The sequence below is a fragment of the Erysipelatoclostridium sp. An173 genome (assembly GCF_963931465.1).
In the GTDB taxonomy this organism is placed as follows: domain Bacteria; phylum Bacillota_I; class Bacilli_A; order Erysipelotrichales; family Coprobacillaceae; genus Thomasclavelia; species Thomasclavelia merdavium.
The window spans coordinates 156,504-179,558 of the sequence record NZ_OZ007017.1; the positions used below are offsets into that span (position 1 = coordinate 156,504).

Here is a 23,055-nt window from a genome sequence, read left to right on the forward strand (position 1 = left end):
GTTAAATGATACCAGTATATTATTTATATTTATTAAATTTTTTAACAATAAGGATTAACTTATGAATTTTATATGAGTTAATCCTTTTATTGTTGATAAAATATAATTAATATTATATTTTAGGTTTAATTGCTGTATGTTTATAATTATGCTTAAGTCAATTTTCAGTATACTAATATTTATTTATCAAATTTTTACATATAATAATAGTTGTATCTATTTTGCTTTTAACGGATTATTTTACTGCTTGTTGGTTAATTTTCTATTAAAATTTATATTAAGGTAAGTTTGTTTGATATGATCTTTCAATATTTTTACTCAAATTAGTTTTATATTGTAAAATAAATTTTTTATAAATTAACTGTTAATTCTATAAATGCTACTATTAATATGTACAAAAACGATCATATAAAAATGTACAAAATCAATTCAACATAATATAATAATTCAGTTTTTATTGGAGGTTATATTATGATTATGAATTTAACAGTTAGTTCAAGCATTGAGATTAATTGTTTACTTGATTTACCAAAATTGAAAGTATTAGTAGAGGAGTTAAAATTGAAAATAAATAAATCACAAATTGCCCGAGAGCTTGGTGTAGATAGAAGATTGATTGATAAATATATGAATGGTTATACTAAGCCAAAGAAAAGAGAAAGAAAAAGTAAGTTAGATAATTTTTATCAAATAATATATGACTTGCTGATCAATCAAAATACTCAGGTTTTCTTTTATAAAAGAGTTTTATGGCAATATCTAAAAGATAATCATGGATTAGAGTGCTCAGCTTCCCATTTTAGAAAGTGGATCAGCCAGCATGAGGAATTTGATAAATACTTTAATGGCAGAACAAACAGGACAGTAAATGGTAAAATTAGAAACAATATGACAAATCATCGGTCAATCAAAAGAGAGACTGGTATGGGAGTTGAGGCACAATTGGATTGGAAGGAAAATATGCATTATACCTTAAGCACAGGTGAGGTTATTGAATTAAATATCTTTGCACTTGTTTATTCCTATTCAAGATATAGGATTAATTTCATCTCACTTACAAAAAAGCAGGGTGCTCTATTTCATTATCTTGATCAGGCATTTGAAGCAGCTGGTGGTGTGCCTGACATCTTAAAAACCGATAATATGAAAACAGTCATGGATGAGGCAAGAACAGAATATTCGAGTGGAAAGGTCAATGCAAAGTTTCAACAGTTTGCGGATGATTATGGCTTTATAGTGAAACCTTGTATTGCCGGAAAACCATGGAGTAAAGGGAAGGTTGAAGCGCCAATGAAATTATGGGATGAACTATATGCTTATAATGGGAAGCTGAACTATGCACAACTGAATGAAAAAGTAATGGAAATCAATGAAAGAAATAATTGCCAGGTGCACAGTGAAATAGGAAAAATTCCGAAACTTCATATCCAAAAAGAAAAAGATTTCTTATCCCCTTTACCACAAGAAAAGATAAGAAATCAGTATAAAATCACCATTAGACCAGTAAAAGTAGATTCACAGAGTTTGTTTTCCTATAAAGGTAATAAATATTCCGCACCACCAGAATATATTGGTAAAACAGTGAAACTACAGATATTTGATGATTATATACATGTGTATTCTAACACAAGACTTATAACAATTCATCAAATATCTCAATCAAAATATAATTATCATGAAGAACATTATCAAAAAATATATGAAGTAAGTTTTAAAGACAGTTCGGATGAAATCAAACAATTAGCCAAGGCAAATTTAAATTTGATAGGAGAAATATACAATGAGTAGTACATATATGCAATTGAAAAATAACCTGAATTACTTGAAGTTAAGTCAAATGAATGAAAATTTAGATGAGATGTTGGATTATATAACCAGAAACAATCTATCTTTTACAGAAGGATTGATCAAATTGACGCAGATAGAAATCGATCATAGAGAAAAGAATATGGTCAAGTCAATGGTTAAGGTAGGGGCATTTCCTCATCATAAAGAATTAAGGGATTTTGATTTTGATTTTCAGTCATCAATAAACAAACAGCAGATATTGGATTTTGAGACACTCAGATTCATCGAGAATTGTGAAAACATCGTATTTCTGGGTAATAGTGGCGTAGGTAAAACACACCTGGCTGTAAGTATAGGCATTGCCGCGGCAAAGCGTAGAAATAGTACATATTTCATCAAATGTCATAATCTTATTCAACAGTTGAAGAAAGCAAATAACGAGAACAGATTGGAAGATAGACTTCGCCATTTTACCAAATATAAAGTACTGATCATAGATGAACTTGGCTATCTTCCGATTAATAAAGATGATGCGAAATTGTTTTTTCAATTGATAGATAGACGTTATGAAAAAAGAAGCACGATATTAACTACAAATATCAATTTTAGTGAGTGGGATGAAGTCTTCTGTGATGTGGTCATGGCAAACGCTATTTTAGATAGAATCCTTCATCACGCGCACGTGGTAACTATAACGGGTAAATCCTATCGATTAAAAGATCAAATGAAGCCAAATGAAGAGGAATCCTAATACTTAAAAATGCTCTTGATTATATTGAGAAGGAACACAATTGTACATCATAAATGATCATTTTTGTACAAAATTATATTGACATTTATAAATTCATCAATTTTTAATTATTATCGTTTTATTAATAAAAAAATGACAGGGAAAAAGAGTGATAAAAAGGGAGAAAAAGCGGGAAGGGATAAAAAAAGTAAAAAAAGGTATTTACAAAGTAAAGAGGATGTGGTAGATTAATAGGGCACTCGAGAGAAGGAGCGAGGTTCAAAGGAAGGGCCGAGCGAAAAAAGTAAAAAAAAAGAATTGACAAACGAGAGAAAAGAGTGTAGGATAAACTAGTCGGCAAAAGAGCCGGAGAGGACATTGAAAACTGAACAGAATCGAAAAGAACACACGTCAATTAATAGATAAAAAGAGAGCAGAAGCCGATAGGCTTTGAAAAGGATAAGACAATGGAGAGTTTGATCCTGGCTCAGGATGAACGCTGGCGGCGTGCCTAATACATGCAAGTCGAACGCGAGCCTTCGGGCTCGAGTGGCGAACGGGTGAGTAATACGTAAGCAACCTGGCCTTTACAGGGGGATAACTGATGGAAACGTCAGCTAAGACCGCATAGGTACAGAGATCGCATGATAACTGTATTAAAAGTGCTACGGGACTGGTAGAGGATGGGCTTACGGCGCATTAGCTTGTTGGAGGGGTAACGGCCCACCAAGGCGACGATGCGTAGCCGACCTGAGAGGGTGACCGGCCACACTGGGACTGAGACACGGCCCAGACTCCTACGGGAGGCAGCAGTAGGGAATTTTCGGCAATGGGGGGAACCCTGACCGAGCAACGCCGCGTGAAGGAAGAAGGAATTCGTTCTGTAAACTTCTGTTATAAAGGAAGAACGGCACATATAGGGAATGATATGTGAGTGACGGTACTTTATGAGGAAGCCACGGCTAACTACGTGCCAGCAGCCGCGGTAATACGTAGGTGGCGAGCGTTATCCGGAATTATTGGGCGTAAAGAGGGAGCAGGCGGCAGCAAGGGTCTGTGGTGAAAGGCTGAAGCTTAACTTCAGTGTGCCAGAGAAACCGGGCAGCTAGAGTGCAGGAGAGGATCGTGGAATTCCATGTGTAGCGGTGAAATGCGTAGATATATGGAGGAACACCAGTGGCGAAGGCGACGATCTGGACTGCAACTGACGCTCAGTCCCGAAAGCGTGGGGAGCAAATAGGATTAGATACCCTAGTAGTCCACGCCGTAAACGATGAGTACTAAGTGTTGGGAGTCAGATCCCAGTGCTGCAGTTAACGCAGTAAGTACTCCGCCTGAGTAGTACGTTCGCAAGAATGAAACTCAAAGGAATTGACGGGGGCCCGCACAAGCGGTGGAGCATGTGGTTTAATTCGAAGCAACGCGAAGAACCTTACCAGGTCTTGACATCCGGATAAAGGCTCCAGAGATGGAGAGATAGATATATCCGAGACAGGTGGTGCATGGTTGTCGTCAGCTCGTGTCGTGAGATGTTGGGTTAAGTCCCGCAACGAGCGCAACCCCTGTTGCTAGTTGCCATCATTAAGTTGGGGACTCTAGCGAGACTGCCGGTGACAAGCCGGAGGAAGGCGGGGATGACGTCAAATCATCATGCCCCTTATGACCTGGGCTACACACGTGCTACAATGGACGGATCAGAGGGAAGCGAAGCCGCGAGGCGGAGCGAAACCCAGAAACCCGTTCTCAGTTCGGATTGCACTCTGCAACTCGAGTGCATGAAGATGGAATCGCTAGTAATCGCAAATCAGAATGTCGCGGTGAATACGTTCTCGGGCCTTGTACACACCGCCCGTCACACCACGAGAGTTGATAACACCCGAAGCCGGTGGCCTAACCGAAAGGGAGGAGCTGTCTAAGGTGGGATTGATGATTGGGGTGAAGTCGTAACAAGGTATCCCTACGGGAACGTGGGGATGGATCACCTCCTTTCTAAGGAGAAAGCAAGTGTGGAGATTCTGTTTAGTTTTGAGTGGACCTTATTGAGGGAAACTCAGGAAGAGATCATTGAAAACTGGATAATAGAAAAGCGAAAGAGAGAAGATCGAGATAAAGAGATATCAAGGTCTTTCTAAGAAAGTCGAAGAAAACTAAGAAACAACGAGAAGAAGTTGAAGATAGAAAGTGATCAAGCGACACCGAAGAAGGTAAAGTAAGAAAGGGCGTATGGCGGATGCCTAGGCACAGAGAGGCGAAGAAGGACGCAGCAAACAGCGAAATGCGACGGGGAGCAGTAAGCATGCAAAGAGCCGTCGATATCCGAATGGGGGAACCCACCCGGGATAGAGACCGGGTATCCTGGAGTGAAGAGATAGCTCCAGAGAGGCGAGACTCAGGGAACTGAAACATCTAAGTACCTGAAGGAAGAGAAAATAAAGAAATGATTCCCTAAGTAGCGGCGAGCGAAAGGGGAAGAGCCCAAACCGGCAAGAGCCGGGGTAGTAGGGCTGTCAAAAAAGGGCAAGAAGACATTATAGGCGAACGGAATGGGAAGTCCGGCGAAACAGGGTGACAGCCCCGTAGCCGAAATAGTGAGGAAGTCCGAGACAGTACCTGAGTACGGCGGGACACGAGGAATCCTGTCGGAAACAGCCAGGACCATCTGGCAAGGCTAAATACTACTCTGTGACCGATAGTGAACCAGTACCGTGAGGGAAAGGTGAAAAGAACCCCGGGAGGGGAGTGAAAGAGAACCTGAAACCATATGCCTACAAGAAGTTAGAGCCCGTTAAAGGGTGATAGCGTGCCTTTTGTAGAATGAACCGGCGAGTTACGATATGGAGCGAGGTTAAGCAGGATATGCGGAGCCGAAGCGAAAGCGAGTCTTAAGAGGGCGAAAGTTGCATGTCGTAGACCCGAAACCGGGTGATCTAGCCATGGCCAGGTTGAAGTTGGGGTAAAACCCGATGGAGGACCGAACCGACCCCCGTTGAAACGTTGGCGGATGAGCTGTGGCTAGGGGTGAAATTCCAATCGAACCCGGAGATAGCTGGTTCTCCCCGAAATAGCTTTAGGGCTAGCGTCGAGGCAAGTGATGTGAAGGTAGAGCACTGAATATGTGATGGCCCCATCCCGGGGTACTGAATATAATCAAACTCCGAATGACACATAAACATCCTCGGCAGTCAGACAGTGGGTGATAAGGTCCAGTGTCAAGAGGGAAACAGCCCAGACCATCAGCTAAGGTCCCAAAATATATACTAAGTGGAAAAGGATGTGGAGATGTCGAGACAACTAGGAGGTTGGCTCAGAAGCAGCCATCCTTTAAAGAGTGCGTAACAGCTCACTAGTCGAATGACTCTGCGCCGATAATTTACCGGGGCTAAGTATATTACCGAAGCTATGGATTTGCGCAAGCAAGTGGTAGGGGAGCGTTCTATATGCGGCGAAGGCGTACCGGAAGGAGCGCTGGAGCGTATAGAAGAGAGAATGCCGGTGTGAGTAGCGGAACGTGGGTGAGAATCCCACGCACCGAAAACCCAAGGTTTCCAGAGGAAGGTTCGTCCGCTCTGGGTAAGTCGGGACCTAAGGCGAGGCCGAGAGGCGTAGCCGATGGACAACAGGTGGATATTCCTGTACTTACGGTATGAATGAAGGAGTGACGGAGAAGGCTAGGTGATCCTGCTGCTGGAAAAGCAGGTGCAAGCGAGGTAGCTGACAGCCAGGCAAATCCGGCTGTCATAAAGGCGAAGGCGTGATGCGTATGGAAAGCTGCGGCAAGTACAGAAGTCATTGAAGCCAGCTTCCAAGAAAAGCTTCTAGTGCCAATCATACAGTAACCCGTACCGAAAATGGACACACATGGGTGAGGAGAGAATCCTAAGGTGAGCGAGAGAACTATAGCTAAGGAACTCTGCAAAATGACTCCGTAACTTAGGGAGAAGGAGTGCTCATAGAGATATGAGCCGCAGTGAAACGGCCCAAGCGACTGTTTACCAAAAACACAGCTCTATGCTAAGTCGAAAGACGACGTATATGGGGTGACGCCTGCCCGGTGCTGGAAGGTTAAGAGGAAGTGTCAGCGCAAGCGAAGCACAGAATTGAAGCCCCAGTAAACGGCGGCCGTAACTATAACGGTCCTAAGGTAGCGAAATTCCTTGTCAGGTAAGTTCTGACCCGCACGAAAGGCGTAACGATTTGGGCGCTGTCTCAGCTGTAGACTCGGTGAAGTCTTAGTACCTGTGAAGATGCAGGTTACCCGCGACTAGACGGAAAGACCCCATGGAGCTTTACTGCAGCCTGATATTGGACTTTGATGCAGGATGTACAGGATAGGTAGGAGACTGAGAGACATGCACGCCAGTGTGTGAGGAGTCGCTGTTGGGATACTACCCTTTGTGTATTGGAGTTCTAACCGGATGCCATGGAACTGGTGACGGGACAGTGTCAGGTGGGCAGTTTGACTGGGGCGGTCGCCTCCCAAAGAGTAACGGAGGCGCCCAAAGATACCCTCAGCTTGGATGGAAACCAAGCGCAGAGTGCAAAGGCAAAAGGGTGTTTGACTGCGAGACCCACAAGTCGAGCAGGGACGAAAGTCGGGCTTAGTGATCCGGCGGTGCTGAATGGAAAGGCCGTCGCTCAACGGATAAAAGCTACCCTGGGGATAACAGGCTGATCTCCCCCAAGAGTTCACATCGACGGGGAGGTTTGGCACCTCGATGTCGGCTCATCGCATCCTGGAGCTGAAGTCGGTTCCAAGGGTTGGGCTGTTCGCCCATTAAAGCGGTACGCGAGCTGGGTTCAGAACGTCGTGAGACAGTTCGGTCCCTATCTGTCGTGGGCGCAGGAAGTTTGAGAAGAGCTGTCCTTAGTACGAGAGGACCGGGATGGACATATCAATGGTGGACCAGTTGTCACGCCAGTGGCACAGCTGGGTAGCTAAATATGGAAGGGATAAACGCTGAAGGCATCTAAGTGTGAAACCCACTTCAAGATGAGACTTCCCAATACGAAAGTATATAAGACCCCTTAAAGACGATAAGGTAGATAGGTCAGGAGTGCAAGCATGGTGACATGTTCAGCGGACTGATACTAATAGGTCGAAGACTTGACCAGAAGCGGTAGAAACTTGAAAGAGACGAAGAGCTTTGCTATTATCTAGTTTTGAGTGATCTTGAAAAAGACACTTGAAAAAAAGAAGATCTGGTGGCGATAGCATGATGGACACACCTGTACCCATTCCGAACACAGAAGTTAAGCATCATAACGGCGACGATAGTACTTACGTGCAACAATAGCTAGCTGCCGGTTCTTCTTTTTTATTATTAAATTCTATGAGGATATTGTTATCTGATTACATCATCCTCTTTTTATTTTACTCTTCAAATTATCATATTTTAAAGATGCTTTATCATTAAACTGTTGATTAGCAGATTATTTGAACAAAAAAATAAAGGAATTAGTCAAATAAAATTAATAAATATAATAAAACAGTTAAAATAATTTGAGAAAATAATATGCAAATTATCTTAACTGTTTTATTATTATATTTAAGGAGATCGACATACAAAAAAAGAAAGGGTCATCGGATTGCCGTCCTACCTTCCTTTTTCCCAAAAACATATGTATGTCTTGTACATGATCATGATAACATTTAAAACACATTCTTTCAATAATTATTCCCAGGATTTTTATGACAAAGATATAAAATCATTAGATCTAAATAAAGTTAAATGTACCTGCGGTTCTACCGGTCATTTTCATCGTCATGCCTGCTATCAGCGTTATTTGACTATTGATGCCAATCATACCCTCTTAATTTCTATAATCAGGATCAAATGCGACAGCTGTGGTTGTACACATGCTCTTCTTCCAAGTATCATCATACCTTATCGGATATTATCAAATCCATCGATAATCAGAATAATCAAGTCATATCGCAACATCACAGATTCATGTACTGTTATTTCAAAGATAACTGGTTTTTCCAGAGAAACAGTAAATAAAATTATCAGGTTTTATATTCGATTTCATCAGGAAAGGCTCAATTCATTTTTGAGTGTTTTTACAGTGGCAGATTTTTATGACTTTGATTTTATATTGAATTACTTTTATGAATATCATGCCATGTTTATGCAACGTATTTCAGTTAATAATATGACAATTTATCCATAAACTTATTTTCCCATAACTGTTACTTTGAATATTTCTTCTAACTGTTATACGGTTAAGTCAGGAGGTGTATTATTAATGAATAACAGTAAAAAAGATGATCTGGATACTAAGATTGCACTTTTTAGATATGAACTGATCATACCGGTTCTTAACAGAACATATCCGGACCGTTCAGCGTTGCAGTATTTTAAGAGGATTGCGTCTGCTCCATTGAAATATCCTGATGGTACATCAAAAGAGTATTCGTTTCAAACGATACGATACTGGTACGATACATATCAAAAAGAAGGATTTAGTGGACTGATGCCAAAAACACGTAATGACAAAGGCCGTTCAAGGAAACTAAATAAAACTTTGAAAAACAAAATTATAGAAATGAAACAAACAAATCCAAGGATGACGGCCACTTCAATTTATTTGAAGCTCATTGAAGATGGGAATATATTGAAGAAGGATATTTCATTATCGACCATAACAAGATTTATTGCATCAAAACCGGAATTCAATCACATACCGGTCGAAGATATGAGAGCATTTGAAATGGAACATACCAACGATATGTGGCAGCTGGATACGACCTACTGTTCATATATCAAAGACAGCAGAGGTCATAAATTAAGAACATATCTTATTATGATCATCGATGATCATTCCAGAATGATTGTTGGATATGGATTTTTTCTTGAAGATAATGCTGTCAATGTCCAGACAGTACTGAAACGGGCAATAGCTAAATATGGAGTTCCCAAGAGACTATATGCCGATAATGGAAAACCTTATAAAAATGAACAGCTACCGATCATTTGTGCTCAGCTGCAGATTCAGATCATTCATGCTCAGGTATATCACGGCAATAGTAAGGGCAAGATCGAGCGCAGCTTCAAATCAGTCAAGGAACAATGGATGTACAATACAGACTTTGATCAGTTTAAAAATATAGAAGATATAGATTCAGCTTTCGCCCTCTATGTCAGCAAGAAAAATAATTCACCACATGCTTCATTGAATGGAAATACTCCAGTAAATGTGTTTATGGATGATGAATCATCGATCAGGAGGGTCGAAGCGGAAAGGCTTGAAAAAATATTCTATCATACTGCAACCAGAAAAGTTGCCAATGATGCAACGATCAGACTCAATACAAAAGTTTTCGAAACAAAGCAGGAATACATAGGCAGCAGGATAACCATCAAATATAAACCTGATCTCAGTGAAGTTTATATATTTGATGATGACAGTTATATCAAGATATCTGAAGTAAAGAAAGTAGACAATTCAAAAATAAAAAGAAAGCGACCACTGTTTTCAAAGGAGGATGACCAATGAAAGATTTTAAGATCTATTATGGACTGGAATTCAATCCATTTGAAAAGGGACAACCCGATATACCAGTAGAAACCAGTGATTACCGGGAAGCAATGGGAAGACTCAATTATCTGAAGGATGTCAGAGGAATAGGATTATTTACTGGACGAAGCGGGACCGGTAAATCGTTTATCATGAAAAAATTCAGTGAAACACTGAATCCTGGTCTGTATAAAGTAATATATATGCCAATGTCGACTCTGAGCACGATTGAATTCTATCGTGAACTGAGCAATCAGCTGGGACTGGAAATATATCATAAAAAAATAGATAATTTCAGAAATATCCAGGCCCATATAAAAAAGATGGTCGATGAAAAAAGAATAGTGCCGGTCATAATATTAGATGAAGCACAATTTTTGAAAACCGATATCCTGAATGATCTGATAATGCTTTTAAATTTTAATTTTGATTCAAGCAGCTATGTAATTCTGATCCTCACAGGGACACCAGTATTAAATCATACGATAAACAGAGCAGTTCATGAAGCACTCAAGCAGAGGATCGTGATCCAGTATGAAACAACCGGGATGAATGAAAAAGATATTGAAACTTATATCAGTATAAAATTAAAAAAAGCAGGAAGAAATGAACCGCTGGTCATGCCAGAAGCTTTAACAGCACTGTCAAATGCATGTCAGGGTTCATCAAGAAAACTGAACAATCTGATGACCCACTGTCTGATAGTTGGTGCAGCAGCAAACAGGATGATAATTGATAATGATACGATAATGGAGGCAGCAGATGAAATTGGATAAAAAAGAACTGATATATGAGTGCAGCTATAAAAATATGAGGTGGGACTGCAGGATAAAAGATATCGAACATACAAAGCAGATAACCGGGTTTACAGTAAGTGGAAAAGGGAGCCTTTATCATGTGTATCTGATTGAATTCAACCAAACAAGATGGCTGGATATTCCAGAAATAGGAATATCCAGTGAACTGAGCCATCCTGATGATATCTTCTGGAACAGTGAAAAACTAGCAGAACATACTAACAGTATAATTGATGGACTAACTATAGCCAATGGACTGAAAATGATCAATAAACTTTTAAAAGGAGAGAAAAGTTAAATGAACGCAGAAGATTTTATTAAACTGGCCGAATATATAAAAGAAAATTATGTTCCTAAAGAAGGCAGCAGCGATAAATGCTTTGAAGATTATCTATATGCAATATTAAAAGATATCCAAATAAATCTTGATGAAATAGCCAGAAGTATAAAAAAGATATCTGGTGATGATAAAGATCCTACATCAATACTGGATATTGATGTAGAGGTATAGTAAAAAACAGTCTGATTGATATTATTAAAAATATTAATCAGGCTGTTTTAATAATATTTATAATAAAATAATTTAAATATAATAGTTAAAATAATTTGACTATCATAATTAATTTATAAAAATCTTCTTCAAAAATAACTAATTTAATTTGAAAATAATCAGCTAATATAATTCGCTAATCAACAATTAAACTATTTACGTATGTTTTTTGTTGGTATATTATTTAATTGATCATTGATATATTTTATTACGTGAAAATGATCGATAAGAAGCGTTGAGTGCGGAAAATATGGCTGTAAAATAGATTTAAATGTATAACTCATATCGGTGCATATAAATTCAACAGCTTCTTTTTCTTTTTTTAAAATATGAAAGAACTAGTCTAAAGTCTTTTTTTGATTTCTAGATCTTATAAGATCAACTATAGTATTGCTTTTTAAATTTATTTATTAAAAGAACTGTTTTGTTAAATAGAATGATGATATAAAAAACTGATGCGCAAATTTTTTATAGTTGTCTGAGAATATGGAGCTATATAGTTTGAGTTTGTTTAGTGTTGCAATAATGGTGGGTTAGTATTCTTATATGAAGCTAGATTTTATGATTCCAGTTCTTACAAATAGATTTTTGGTCTTACATTCTATAATAGGTCCTCTATTAAAAGGACGGTCTAGTAATTTGCTTGTATAACAGCTTTAATTAATAATTAGACAACAAATAGTCAGACAATTACTTTATAACAAAATGAACAACAGAGATTTCTGATAAAATTTTAAAGATTATATACAATGTAATCACGTCAGATTTTATAATACTTTTTACACTATATTCATCTATGTCTTTTGCTAGTGTTTTATCAGCTTAAAGATTCTTTTTAGCTAGGATAAAGGAATCCTGGGGATATATTGTTTTTATCATTAAATACGATGTATTTATGTAATGATAAATTGCCACTTTTTTATGAAAAAATGGTTGTATTTACATATATTAATTGCTTGTAAATTTTGTCGAAATATTTTTATAAATAAATTAAAAAAAGCCTTGCAATAAAGGCTTTTTTTTGCTAAAATACAACCGTTGACGTTGCAAAGAAGTGCAAGGTTGCTGAAACACCGAAAGGCGTTGTCATGAAACGGCATGTTTCAGGGAATTTGCATCGAGTAACTCACATCCTATAAATTGAAAGGAGAAAAAATCATGGCAAATAACAAAATTAGAATCAGATTAAAATCATTTGATCACAAAATTCTAGATAACTCAGCAGAAAAAATTATTGGTGCTGCTAAGAAATCTGGAGCTCAAGTAGTTGGTCCAGTACCACTACCAACAGAAAGAGAAGTTTATACAATCTTAAGAGCAGTTCATAAGTATAAAGATTCTCGTGAACAATTCGAAATTAGAACTCACAAACGTTTAATCGACATTGTGAATCCTACACAAGAAACAGTTGATATTCTAACAAGATTAGAATTACCAAGTGGTGTAGACATTGAAATCAAATTATAAGAAAGGTAAAGGTGTAACTCATGAAAGGAATCTTAGGTCGTAAGATCGGAATGACTCAAGTCTTTACAACTGATGGTGTATTAATTCCTGTAACTGTAGTTGAAGCTACTCCAAACGTAGTATTACAAAAGAAAACAGTTGCTACTGATGGATATGATGCAGTTCAAGTTGGTTTTGAAGACAAGAGAGAAAAATTAGCTAATAAAGCTGAATTAGGTATTGTTAAGAAAGCTAATACAGCTCCTAAGCGCTTCATTAAAGAATTTCGTTTTGACGAAATGATGAGTTATGAAGTTGGAGATAAAATTAGTGTTGATACCTTCGCTGCTGGAGAAGTAGTAGACGTAACTGGTACTTCAAAAGGTAAAGGATATCAAGGTGTAATCAAAAGACATGGACAACATATTGGTCCTAAAGGACATGGTTCTGGAGCGCACAGAATTGTTGGTTCAATGGGTCCAATCGCTCCAAATAGAATTGCTCCAGGTAAAAAATTACCAGGGCAAATGGGACATGTAACTAGAACAGTACAAAACTTAGAAATTGTAGCTGTTGATACAACAAATAATTTATTATTAATCAAAGGTTCTGTTCCTGGACCTAAAAAAGGATTAGTAATCGTTAAATCTGCAATCAAAGGTAACGGTAAAGTTAATGATGTATATGAATTAGTTGATTATACACCAGAAGTTGCAGAAGCAGATGTTACAACTGAAACTCCAGTTGAAGCAGCTGAATAATTTAGGAAGGAGGATTTAATATGCTTAAAGTTAAAGTATATAACCAAGAAGGTGCTGAAGTAAAAGACCTAGAATTAAATGAAGCAGTATTTGGAATCGAACCAAATAATCAAGCAATCTTCGATATGGTCTTATTACAAAGAGCGTCTTTAAGACAAGGTACTCATAAAGTAAAAAACCGTACTGAAGTAAGCGGTGGTGGAAAGAAACCATGGCGTCAAAAAGGTACAGGTAGAGCTAGACAAGGATCAATCAGAGCACCACAATGGCGTGGCGGAGGAGTTGTATTTGGTCCAACACCTAGAAGCTATAAATTCAAAATCAATCGTAAAGTTGGTCGTTTAGCACTTAGATCTGCTTTATCAACAAAAATCATTGATAATGAATTCATGGCATTAGATACAATCAAATTTGATGCACCAAAAACAAAAGAAATGGTGAAAGTATTATCAAATTTAGAAGCACCTGCAAAAACATTAATCGTTATGGATGAAATTGATGAAACAGTTGCAAGAAGTGCAAACAACATCCCAGGTGTTAAATTATTAGATGCAAGACGCGTAAATGTATATGACGTTTTAAACAGCAATAAGTTAATCATGACTGAAGCTGCTATCAAATCTGTTGAGGAGGTACTAGGATAATGGCACACATTACAGATGTATTAAAAAAACCAGTACTTACTGAAAAATCAATGACTCTAAGCGCAGAAGAAAATAAATATACATTCGATGTTGATGTTAATGCTAACAAAATTGAAATTAAACAAGCTGTTGAAGCTATGTTTGGTGTAAAAGTTGAAAGTGTTAATGTTATGAATGTAAAACCTAAGAAAAAAAGAATGGGTCGTTATGAAGGTAAAACAAACCGTAGAAGAAAAGCTATCGTTAAGTTAGCTGAAGGTGAATCAATTAATTATTTCGGTGAAGAATAATAAATGAAAATATTGGAATATATGATTCCAGATAAATTAGGAGGAAACTAAAGATGCCAATTAAAGCATATAAACCGGTGACTAATGGTCGTCGTAATATGACTTCATTAACATTTGAAGAAATTACAGCAAAAAAACCTGAAAAATCTTTAGTTGCAAAAGTTGGTAAAAACGGTGGACGTAATAATCAAGGTGTTATTACAACTCGTCATCACGGTGGAGGTCATAAACGTAAATATCGTATCATTGACTTTAAACGTAATAAAGATGATATCGTTGGTACAGTAGCAACTATCGAATATGATCCAAATAGATCAGCAAACATCGCATTAATTAATTATGCAGATGGTGAAAAAAGATATATCTTAGCTCCAAAAGGGTTAGAAGTTGGAAATAAAATCGTATCTGGTGAACATGCCGATATCAAAGTAGGAAATGCTTTACCAATGGCTAACATGCCTGAAGGTACAGTAATCCATAACATTGAAATGCAACCAGGTAAAGGTGGACAAATCGCACGTTCTGCTGGTGTGTCTGCTCAAATTTTAGGTAAAGAAGACAAATATGTAACTGTAAGACTTGCTTCTGGTGAAGTTCGTAAATTATTAGGTGTATGTAGAGCAACAGTTGGTGTTGTTGGAAACGAAGATCATGGCTTAGTAAATTACGGAAAAGCTGGTCGTATGAGATGGAAAGGTGTTCGTCCTACAGTACGTGGTTCTGTAATGAACCCTAATGATCACCCTCATGGTGGTGGTGAAGGTAGAACTTCAATCGGACGTAAAGCACCAATGACACCTTGGGGTAAAAAAGCTATGGGTGTTAAAACTAGAAAAACTAAAAAAGCGTCTAACAAATTAATTGTTCGTCGTAGAAATTCTAAATAATAAGAGGAGGAAGAAATAATGGCACGTAGTTTAAAAAAGGGACCATTCGTAGATGACCATTTAATGAAAAAAGTTGAAGCATTAAATGCATCAGGAAAAAAAGAAGTTATTAAAACTTGGTCTAGACGTTCAACAATCTTCCCTCAATTTATTGAGCACACATTTGCTGTGTATAACGGAAGAGAACATATCCCAGTTTATGTAACTGAAGATATGGTCGGACATAAATTAGGAGAATTCGCTCCAACAAGAACTTATCATGGTCATGGATCTGATGATAAGAAAGCTGGAAAATAAAGAGAGGAGATTTTAAAACATGGAAGCAAGAGCACAAGCTAAAATGATTCGTGTTTCACCTCAAAAAGCTCGTTTAGTTGTTGACTTAGTAAGAGGTAAGCAAGTTAAAGAAGCACTTGGTATGTTAGAATATGTAAATAAAAGTGCAACTCCTGCAATCATTAAAGTAATTAAATCTGCTGCTCAAAACGCTGTTTATAACGAAGGCGCTGAAGCAGAAAAATTATATATTAAAGAAATCTATGTAGACGAAGGTCCTACATTAAAAAGATTCGCTGCTAGAGCTAAAGGTAGCGGAACAAGAATTTTAAAAAGAACTAGCCACATCACTTGTGTGGTAGAAGAAAGATAGGAGGTTACATAATGGGTCAAAAAGTAAGTCCAGTTGGTTTACGTGTTGGAATCAATCGTGATTGGGATTCAAGATGGTATGCTAACAAGCAAGATTTTGCTAATTTGTTACATGAAGATATCAAAATTCGTGATTACATTTTAAAGAAACTTAAGACTGCATCTGTAGCTAGAGTAGAAATTGAAAGATCTAAAAAAAGAGTTACTATCTTCGTACATACATCAAGACCTGGTGTTGTAATTGGTAAAGATGGTGAATCTGTTGATAAATTAAGAAAAGAAGTAAGCAAAATGGTAAAAGATAAACAAGTGTTTATCAATATCGTTGAAATCAAAAACCCAGATGTTGTTGCTCAATTAGTTGCAAACAACATTGCTGAACAATTAGAAAATCGTGCTTCTTTTAGAACAGTTCAAAAACGTGCTATTCAAAGAGCAATGAGAGCTGGAGCTAAAGGAATTAAAACTAGTGTTTCAGGACGTTTAGGAGGAGCTGATATGGCTCGTGCTGAAGGTTATTCTGAAGGAAATGTCCCTCTTCATACTTTAAGAGCCGATATCGATTATGCTACTGCTGAAGCAGACACTACTTACGGTAAGTTAGGAGTTAAAGTTTGGATTTGTAAGGGTGAAATCCTTCCTGAAAAGAAGAAGGAGGTTAAATAATCATGTTAATGCCTAAAAGAACAAAATATAGAAGACCTCATCGAATTAAATATGAAGGTAAAGCTAAAGGTGGAACTAAAGTATCATTTGGTGAATTTGGTTTACAAGCAGCTGAAGGTGCTTGGATTACATCTCGTCAAATTGAAGCAGCCCGTGTTGCTATCAATCGTCGTATGAACCGTGGTGGACAATTGTGGATTAGAATTTTCCCTCATTTAGCTAAAACTAAAAAACCATTAGAAGTACGTATGGGATCTGGGAAAGGTTCTCCAGAAGAATGGGTAGCAGTTGTTAAAACTGGACGTGTTCTTTTCGAAGTTGCAGGTGTTGATGAAGAACTTGCAAGAGAAGCTTTAAGACTGGCATCTCATAAATTACCTATTAAATGTAAAATCATTGGAAAGGGTGAATAGTTATGACAGTTCAAGAAATGAGAGAATTAGATAACGCTGCTTTATTAGATAAAGTAGAAGAATACAAAAAAGAGCTTTTTGGACTTCGTTTCCAACAAGCTACTGGACAGTTAGAAAACACAGCACGTATTAGAACGGTTCGTAAATCTATCGCTAGAATTAAAACAATTATTAGAGAAAGAGAATTGAACCAATAGGAGGAGATACAATGGAAAGAAATAATCGTAAAACGTATACAGGTACAGTTGTATCTACTAAAATGGATAAAACTATTACAGTGCTAGTAGAAACTCATGTTAAACATAAATTATATGGAAAACGTATGAAATCATCTACAAAATTCCATGCACATGATGAAAACAATATTGCTAGCGTAGGTGACACTGTAAAAATCATGTCAACTAGACCATTATCTGCAACAAAACGTTTCCGTTTAGTGGAAATTGTTAAAAAAGCAGAAACAGTTTAATTAAAATAAAACTCTAAAAGGAGGTAACCATAAATGATCCAAAACGAAAGTAGACTTAAAGTCGCTGACAATACTGGTGCTAAAGAAGTATTAGTAATCCGTAATTTAGGTGGATCTAATCGTAAATTTAGTAACATCGGTGATATTGTTGTTGCTACAGTTAAACAAGCCACTCCAGGTGGAACAGTAAAAAAAGGTGAAGTAGTAAAAGCAGTTATCGTAAGAACTAGATATGGAGTTGGTAGAGAAAACGGTTCTTATATCAAATTCGATGATAACGCTTGTGTAATTATAAGAGACGATAAATCTCCAAGAGGAACTCGTATCTTCGGACCAGTTGCAAGAGAGTTAAGAGATGCAGATTTCATGAAAATCGTATCATTAGCTCCAGAAGTATTATAGGAGGAACTTAAACATGAAAATCCGTGTAGGTGATACTGTAGAAGTTATTGCAGGTAAAGATAAAGGAAAACAAGGTGAAGTGTTACAAGTTCTTGCAAAACAAGACAAAGTAATCGTTGAAGGTGTTAATATGGTAACTAAACATATCAAACCTTCACAAGCAGATCCTGAAGGTGGAATTGTAACAAGAGAAGCACCTATTCATGTTTCTAATGTTGCATTCTATGATTCTAAAACAAAAGCGCCAGTTAAACTTGGATATAAATTCATCGAAGAAGATGGTAAAAAAGTAAAAGTTCGAGTTAACAGAAAAACTGGAGCTGAAGTAGATAAAAAGAAAAAGAAAAAATAGTTGGAAGGAGGATATAGAATGAACCGTTTAATGGAACGTTATCAAAACGATGTAGTAAAATCAATGATGGAAAAATTCAATTATTCTTCAAGAATGCAAGCTCCAAAAATTGAAAAAATCGTAATCAACATCGGGGTTGGTGATGCTGTATCTAATTCAAAATTATTAGATGAAGCAGTTAATGAATTAACATTAATTTCTGGGCAAAAACCAATTATTACAAGAGCAAAAAAATCTATCGCTGGATTCAAATTACGTGAAGGTATGCCAATCGGGTGTAAAGTAACTTTACGTGGTGAAAGAATGTATGAATTTTTAGATAAATTAATCAATATCTCATTACCACGAGTAAGAGATTTTAGAGGTGTTTCCAATAACTCATTTGATGGAAGAGGAAATTATACATTAGGTGTTAAAGAACAATTAATTTTCCCTGAAATCAATTTTGATAAAGTAAATAAGTTAAGAGGAATGGATATCGTATTCGTAACTACAGCTAAAACTGACGAAGAAGGTCATGAATTATTAGCTCAATTAGGAATGCCATTCAAGAAATAAGAAGGAGGACCCGCAAAAATATGGCTAAAACATCAATGAAGGTGAAACAACAACGTCCTCAAAAATACAAAGTGCGTGAATACACACGTTGTGAACGTTGTGGAAGACCACATTCAGTTATTAGAAAATTTAGACTTTGTAGAATTTGCTTCCGCGAATTAGCATACAAAGGTGAAATTCCAGGTGTAAAAAAATCAAGCTGGTAATAAATTTTATCCAGATGGAAGGAGGATTAGCAAATGGTCATGACAGATCCAATTGCAGATATGTTAACAAGAATCCGTAATGCAAACAGACAACATCACGATAACGTAATGGTGCCTGCATCAAAATTAAAAGTTGGAATTGCTGAAATTTTGAAAAACGAAGGATTCATTAATGGATATACAGTTGAGGGAGAAGCCCCAATTCAAAATATTAATATTTCTTTAAAATATAGAGGAAATGATAGAGTAATCACTGATTTAAAAAGAATTTCTAAACCAGGGTTACGCGTATATGCTAAAGTAGACGAAATTCCTAAAGTATTAAATGGATTAGGAATCGTAATCTTATCAACTTCTCAAGGGTTAATGACTGACAAAGAAGCTCGTGCTAAAAAAGTTGGTGGAGAGGTTCTAGCATATATTTGGTAATTAAAAATAACAATTCAGGAGGTGCAAACTGATGTCTCGTGTCGGTAATAAAATTATTAATGTACCTGAAGGAGTTACAGTTGATATCGCTGCGGATAACACAGTGACTGTTACAGGAGCAAAAGGGACTTTAGTAAGACAATTTTCACCAGTAATTACAATTAAAAATGAAGATAATGTAATTACTGTTAGTAGAAGTAGTGAACAAAAAACTCACAAACAATTACATGGTACAACAAGAGCATTACTTGCAAACATGATTGAAGGAGTTCATAATGGTTTCAAAAAAGAACTTGAAATCGTTGGGATCGGATACCGTGGACAAATGAAGGGAGATACATTAGTATTAAATGTAGGATTCTCTCATCCAGTTGAAGTTAAAGGTGAAGAAGGAGTTAAAATTGAAACTCCATCTAATACTAAAATCATCGTATCTGGAATCTCTAAAGAACGTGTAGGTCATGTTGCTGCTCAAATTAGAGAAGTTAAAAAACCTGAACCATATAAAGGTAAAGGTATTAGATATAGTGATGAAAGAATCATCAGAAAAGAAGGAAAAACTGCTGGTAAGAAGTAGTTGTGAAAGGAGCAAATTAAGATGTCAAAATTACAATCACGTAATGATGTTCGTTTAAAAAGACATGCTAGAGTTCGTGCTAAAATCAGTGGAACTCCTGAATGTCCACGTTTAAATGTGTTCCGTTCAAATGCTCATATTCATGCGCAAATTATTGATGATGTTAATGGTGTAACTTTAGCTAGTGCATCTAGTGTTAATATGAAATTAGAAAACGGTTCTAACATCGCTGCTGCAACTGCAGTAGGAAAAGCTATTGGCGAAGCAGCTTTAGCTAAAAATATTAAAAAAGTAGTATTTGATCGTGGTGGATATGTTTACCATGGTCGTGTAAAAGCTCTAGCAGATGCAGCTAGAGAAGCGGGATTAGAATTCTAGAAGGAGGTCAACATGGAACAACGTAAACCAAGAAATAATGGACCAAGAAATAACGGACCAAGAAGAGGTCAACGCAATAATGGACCTAGAAGAGAAGAAAAAGAATTTGAAGAACGTGTTGTTACAATTAACCGTGTTACTAAAGTAGTAAAAGGGGGACGTAAATTCCGTTTTGCTGCATTAGTTGTTGTTGGTGATAGAAAAGGACGTGTTGGATTCGGTACTGGTAAAGCTAACGAAGTACCTGATGCAATTAGAAAAGCGTCTGAAAATGCAAAAAGAAATATTATCAATGTACCTTTCGTTCATGGAACTATTCCTCATGAAGTAACTGGTATTTATGGATCAGGTAAAGTATTTATTAAACCTGCTAGCCAAGGTACTGGAATCATCGCAGGTGGTCCTGTTCGTGCGGTTGTTGAGTTAGCTGGATATACAGACATTTTATCAAAATGTATTGGTTCAAGAACTCCAATTAACATGGTTAGAGCTACAATGGAAGGTTTAGCTTCATTAAAAACTGTTAACCAAGTTGCTGAATTAAGAGATAAAAAAGTAGAAGAAATTTTCGGATAGGAGGGCGTAAATAATGGCAAAAACAGTTATGATTACGCTTAAAAAAAGTCCTATTGGTCGTTTACCAAAACAACGGGCTACTCTTAAAGCGTTAGGTTTAACAAAAATTAATAAAACAGTTGAAAAAGAATACAACGAATCTATTCAAGGAATGATTAAGGTTGTTGAACACCTAGTTACAGTAGAAGAAAAATAGGGAGGTGTAAACTAATGAAATTACATGAATTAAAATACACTGAAGGTGCACGTAAAGCAAGAAAACGTGTTGGACGTGGAACTAGTTCTGGTACTGGTAAAACTTCTAGCCGTGGTCAAAAAGGTCAAGGTGCAAGATCTGGTGGTGGAAAGAAACCAGGATTTGAAGGTGGACAAACTCCATTATTCATGCGTTTGCCAAAACGTGGATTTACTAACTTTAACCGGTTAGAATATGCAATTGTTAACTTAGAACAATTAAATAAATTCGAAGATGGGTCAACAGTTAGCCCTACAGATTTAAAAGAAGCTGGATTAATTAAAAAAGAATTAGATGGTGTTAAAATTTTAGGTAACGGAAAATTAGAAAAAGCAATTACTGTTAAAGCTCATAAATTTTCTAAATCAGCTGTTGCCGCAATTGAAGCTGCAGGTGGAAAAACTGAGGTGATCTAAAATGATTACATTTTTAAAAAATGTTTTCAAAAAAGGTGAATTAAGACAAAAAATAATTTTCACTTTAGGTATTCTATTTGTATACCGTTTAGGTGCAGCTATTACTATTCCTAGTGTTACTACAGGAGCTTTAAGTTCAAGTGATGCTACAAATGGAATTTTCGGAATAATGAATCTTCTTGGTGGGGGAACATTAGAAACTTTCTCTTTGTTTTCACTAGGAGTTTCACCTTATATTACTGCTTCAATCATCATCGAGTTATTGTCTATGGATGTTATTCCTGCTCTAACTCGCTGGCGTAAAGAAGGTAATACAGGTAAAAAGAAAAAAGACCGCGTGACTAGATTTGTAACATTATTTTTAGCAGCATTACAAGGTGGTGTATTAACTTACGCATTTGATAATGGCTATGGTATTTTAACAGATTCAAGTATCTGGACTTATATCTATGTCGTTTTAATAATGATGGCTGGAAGTATGTTAGCTGTATGGTTAGGTGATCAAATTACTAATCGTGGAATTGGTAATGGTGTATCATTATTAATTTTTACAGGTATTGTCTCTAGTTTACCAAATAGTTTTATAACAACATTTAATAATTTAGTTGATTTAACTGGTAACGCTGGTGATATTGCATTAGGTATTGCCTGGTATGTATTATTTGTTGTTGTATATTTATCTATCGTTATCTTCGTTGTATTTAATGAAGGTGCAGTTAGAAAAATTCCAATTATTTATGCAACAAGTTCTAATACAACAATGCGTACTAAAGATCAAACACATATGCCAATTAAGATTAATAGTTCAGGAGTTATTCCTGTAATCTTTGCCGCATCAGTGTTGGCAGCGCCTAGAACTATAGTAAGTTTTATGGAAACAAGTGATGTGACAAATTGGATAAATACAATATTTAATTATCAAGAACCGGTAGGATTTATCTTATATATCTTGATGATTATCGGATTTACATTTTTCTATTCTAACTTACAAATTGATGCTGAACAAATTAGTAAAGATTTGAAGAAAAATGGGGGCTCAATTCCTGGAGTTAGAACTGGGACTGATACAATGATATATATTAAAACAGTATTAAATAGAATTACTGTTGTTGGATCTTTATCATTATGTATCATTGCAGCGATTCCAATTATTACGCCAGTTCTCTGGACGCAAACTGAAAATGCCTCACTTTCACTTGGAGGTACCGGGTTAATTATCGTAACTGGTGTTGCGTTAGAGACGGTTAAACAAATTAAAACATACATTACAAGAAAAGAATATCATGGTTATATTCGTAGATAGTATAATAAGAAAGAAG

General features: G+C 36.6%; 27 protein-coding genes, 3 rRNA genes and 1 pseudogene. All 31 read left to right on the forward strand.

Annotated elements, in window-relative coordinates; all coding sequences use genetic code 11:
* Positions 1 to 471: 471 nt before the first annotated feature.
* The 31 genes and pseudogenes from istA to secY all read left to right on the forward strand — a co-directional run bounded on the left by istA (position 472) and on the right by secY (position 23,039).
* Positions 472 to 1,784: pseudogene (gene istA, locus ABGT36_RS00720) on the forward strand (IS21 family transposase).
* On the forward strand, positions 1,781 to 2,539 hold the full coding sequence (gene istB, locus ABGT36_RS00725) for an IS21-like element helper ATPase IstB (protein WP_087357274.1): 759 nt from the start codon (positions 1,781 to 1,783) through the stop codon (positions 2,537 to 2,539). Before istA ends, istB begins: the two are co-directional and overlap by 4 nt.
* A gap of 443 nt (positions 2,540 to 2,982) precedes the next feature.
* A 16S ribosomal RNA gene (locus tag ABGT36_RS00730) occupies positions 2,983 to 4,507 on the forward strand.
* A 214-nt stretch (positions 4,508 to 4,721) separates the two neighbouring features.
* Positions 4,722 to 7,630: ribosomal RNA gene (locus ABGT36_RS00735) — 23S ribosomal RNA — on the forward strand.
* 86 nt (positions 7,631 to 7,716) lie between these two features.
* A 5S ribosomal RNA gene (gene rrf, locus ABGT36_RS00740) occupies positions 7,717 to 7,825 on the forward strand.
* Together the 16S, 23S and 5S rRNA genes form the textbook arrangement of a ribosomal RNA operon.
* 939 nt (positions 7,826 to 8,764) lie before the next feature.
* Complete coding sequence (locus ABGT36_RS00745; protein ID WP_346676407.1) at positions 8,765 to 10,015, forward strand: DDE-type integrase/transposase/recombinase; 1,251 nt, start codon at positions 8,765 to 8,767, stop codon at positions 10,013 to 10,015.
* A complete protein-coding gene (locus ABGT36_RS00750) occupies positions 10,012 to 10,812 on the forward strand; it encodes an AAA family ATPase (RefSeq protein WP_346676408.1) in 801 nt (266 codons plus the stop codon). Before ABGT36_RS00745 ends, ABGT36_RS00750 begins: the two co-directional genes overlap by 4 nt.
* Entirely contained in the window at positions 10,799 to 11,131 is a 333-nt protein-coding gene (locus ABGT36_RS00755; RefSeq protein WP_346676409.1) for a hypothetical protein, read from the forward strand. Before ABGT36_RS00750 ends, ABGT36_RS00755 begins: the two co-directional genes overlap by 14 nt.
* Positions 11,132 to 11,344: a hypothetical protein gene (locus ABGT36_RS00760; protein WP_300627718.1), complete on the forward strand. Its 213-nt coding sequence runs from the start codon at positions 11,132 to 11,134 to the stop codon at positions 11,342 to 11,344. It begins immediately after the preceding gene.
* A 1,197-nt stretch (positions 11,345 to 12,541) separates the two neighbouring features.
* Positions 12,542 to 12,850 (forward strand): 30S ribosomal protein S10, encoded by a 309-nt coding sequence (rpsJ, locus tag ABGT36_RS00765; RefSeq protein WP_087298716.1) that lies wholly within the window; start codon positions 12,542 to 12,544, stop codon positions 12,848 to 12,850.
* A 20-nt stretch (positions 12,851 to 12,870) separates the two neighbouring features.
* On the forward strand, positions 12,871 to 13,590 hold the full coding sequence (rplC, locus tag ABGT36_RS00770) for a 50S ribosomal protein L3 (protein WP_087298717.1): 720 nt from the start codon (positions 12,871 to 12,873) through the stop codon (positions 13,588 to 13,590).
* A gap of 20 nt (positions 13,591 to 13,610) precedes the next feature.
* Entirely contained in the window at positions 13,611 to 14,234 is a 624-nt protein-coding gene (gene rplD, locus ABGT36_RS00775) for a 50S ribosomal protein L4 (protein ID WP_087298718.1), read from the forward strand.
* Complete coding sequence (gene rplW, locus ABGT36_RS00780) at positions 14,234 to 14,524, forward strand: 50S ribosomal protein L23 (protein WP_087298719.1); 291 nt, start codon at positions 14,234 to 14,236, stop codon at positions 14,522 to 14,524. Before rplD ends, rplW begins: the two co-directional genes overlap by 1 nt.
* Before the next feature lie 53 nt (positions 14,525 to 14,577).
* Entirely contained in the window at positions 14,578 to 15,411 is an 834-nt protein-coding gene (gene rplB / locus ABGT36_RS00785; RefSeq protein WP_087298720.1) for a 50S ribosomal protein L2, read from the forward strand.
* Positions 15,412 to 15,429: 18 nt separating this feature from the next.
* The gene (gene rpsS, locus ABGT36_RS00790) at positions 15,430 to 15,708 is read left to right on the forward strand and encodes a 30S ribosomal protein S19 (protein WP_087298721.1); all 279 of its coding nucleotides are present in this window, start codon (positions 15,430 to 15,432) and stop codon (positions 15,706 to 15,708) included.
* 19 nt (positions 15,709 to 15,727) lie between these two features.
* Entirely contained in the window at positions 15,728 to 16,060 is a 333-nt protein-coding gene (rplV, locus tag ABGT36_RS00795; protein ID WP_087298722.1) for a 50S ribosomal protein L22, read from the forward strand.
* 11 nt (positions 16,061 to 16,071) lie between these two features.
* Positions 16,072 to 16,725, forward strand: coding sequence for a 30S ribosomal protein S3 (gene rpsC / locus ABGT36_RS00800; protein WP_087298723.1), 654 nt, complete (start codon positions 16,072 to 16,074; stop codon positions 16,723 to 16,725).
* Positions 16,726 to 16,727: 2 nt separating this feature from the next.
* Positions 16,728 to 17,138, forward strand: coding sequence for a 50S ribosomal protein L16 (gene rplP / locus ABGT36_RS00805; RefSeq protein ID WP_087298724.1), 411 nt, complete (start codon positions 16,728 to 16,730; stop codon positions 17,136 to 17,138).
* A 2-nt stretch (positions 17,139 to 17,140) separates the two neighbouring features.
* Positions 17,141 to 17,335, forward strand: coding sequence for a 50S ribosomal protein L29 (rpmC, locus tag ABGT36_RS00810; protein ID WP_087374113.1), 195 nt, complete (start codon positions 17,141 to 17,143; stop codon positions 17,333 to 17,335).
* Between the two features lie 11 nt (positions 17,336 to 17,346).
* Positions 17,347 to 17,607, forward strand: coding sequence for a 30S ribosomal protein S17 (gene rpsQ / locus ABGT36_RS00815; protein ID WP_087298726.1), 261 nt, complete (start codon positions 17,347 to 17,349; stop codon positions 17,605 to 17,607).
* Positions 17,608 to 17,640: 33 nt separating this feature from the next.
* On the forward strand, positions 17,641 to 18,009 hold the full coding sequence (rplN, locus tag ABGT36_RS00820) for a 50S ribosomal protein L14 (protein WP_087298727.1): 369 nt from the start codon (positions 17,641 to 17,643) through the stop codon (positions 18,007 to 18,009).
* Between the two features lie 13 nt (positions 18,010 to 18,022).
* Positions 18,023 to 18,361 carry a 50S ribosomal protein L24 gene (gene rplX, locus ABGT36_RS00825; RefSeq protein WP_087298728.1) on the forward strand — a complete coding sequence of 113 codons (339 nt, stop codon included), beginning with the start codon at positions 18,023 to 18,025 and terminating at the stop codon, positions 18,359 to 18,361.
* An 18-nt stretch (positions 18,362 to 18,379) separates the two neighbouring features.
* A complete protein-coding gene (gene rplE, locus ABGT36_RS00830; RefSeq protein WP_087298729.1) occupies positions 18,380 to 18,919 on the forward strand; it encodes a 50S ribosomal protein L5 in 540 nt (179 codons plus the stop codon).
* 20 nt (positions 18,920 to 18,939) lie between these two features.
* On the forward strand, positions 18,940 to 19,125 hold the full coding sequence (locus ABGT36_RS00835) for a type Z 30S ribosomal protein S14 (protein WP_087298730.1): 186 nt from the start codon (positions 18,940 to 18,942) through the stop codon (positions 19,123 to 19,125).
* A gap of 33 nt (positions 19,126 to 19,158) precedes the next feature.
* Entirely contained in the window at positions 19,159 to 19,554 is a 396-nt protein-coding gene (rpsH, locus tag ABGT36_RS00840; RefSeq protein ID WP_087298731.1) for a 30S ribosomal protein S8, read from the forward strand.
* A gap of 31 nt (positions 19,555 to 19,585) precedes the next feature.
* On the forward strand, positions 19,586 to 20,131 hold the full coding sequence (gene rplF / locus ABGT36_RS00845; RefSeq protein ID WP_087298732.1) for a 50S ribosomal protein L6: 546 nt from the start codon (positions 19,586 to 19,588) through the stop codon (positions 20,129 to 20,131).
* Between the two features lie 21 nt (positions 20,132 to 20,152).
* Positions 20,153 to 20,509 carry a 50S ribosomal protein L18 gene (gene rplR / locus ABGT36_RS00850; RefSeq protein ID WP_087298733.1) on the forward strand — a complete coding sequence of 119 codons (357 nt, stop codon included), beginning with the start codon at positions 20,153 to 20,155 and terminating at the stop codon, positions 20,507 to 20,509.
* A 12-nt stretch (positions 20,510 to 20,521) separates the two neighbouring features.
* A complete protein-coding gene (gene rpsE, locus ABGT36_RS00855) occupies positions 20,522 to 21,085 on the forward strand; it encodes a 30S ribosomal protein S5 (RefSeq protein ID WP_087298734.1) in 564 nt (187 codons plus the stop codon).
* A 13-nt stretch (positions 21,086 to 21,098) separates the two neighbouring features.
* On the forward strand, positions 21,099 to 21,281 hold the full coding sequence (gene rpmD, locus ABGT36_RS00860) for a 50S ribosomal protein L30 (RefSeq protein ID WP_087298735.1): 183 nt from the start codon (positions 21,099 to 21,101) through the stop codon (positions 21,279 to 21,281).
* 14 nt (positions 21,282 to 21,295) lie between these two features.
* Positions 21,296 to 21,736: a 50S ribosomal protein L15 gene (rplO, locus tag ABGT36_RS00865; protein ID WP_087298736.1), complete on the forward strand. Its 441-nt coding sequence runs from the start codon at positions 21,296 to 21,298 to the stop codon at positions 21,734 to 21,736.
* Position 21,737: 1 nt separating this feature from the next.
* Positions 21,738 to 23,039, forward strand: a complete 1,302-nt coding sequence (gene secY, locus ABGT36_RS00870; protein ID WP_300630453.1) for a preprotein translocase subunit SecY — start codon at positions 21,738 to 21,740, stop codon at positions 23,037 to 23,039.
* Positions 23,040 to 23,055: the final 16 nt, after the last annotated feature.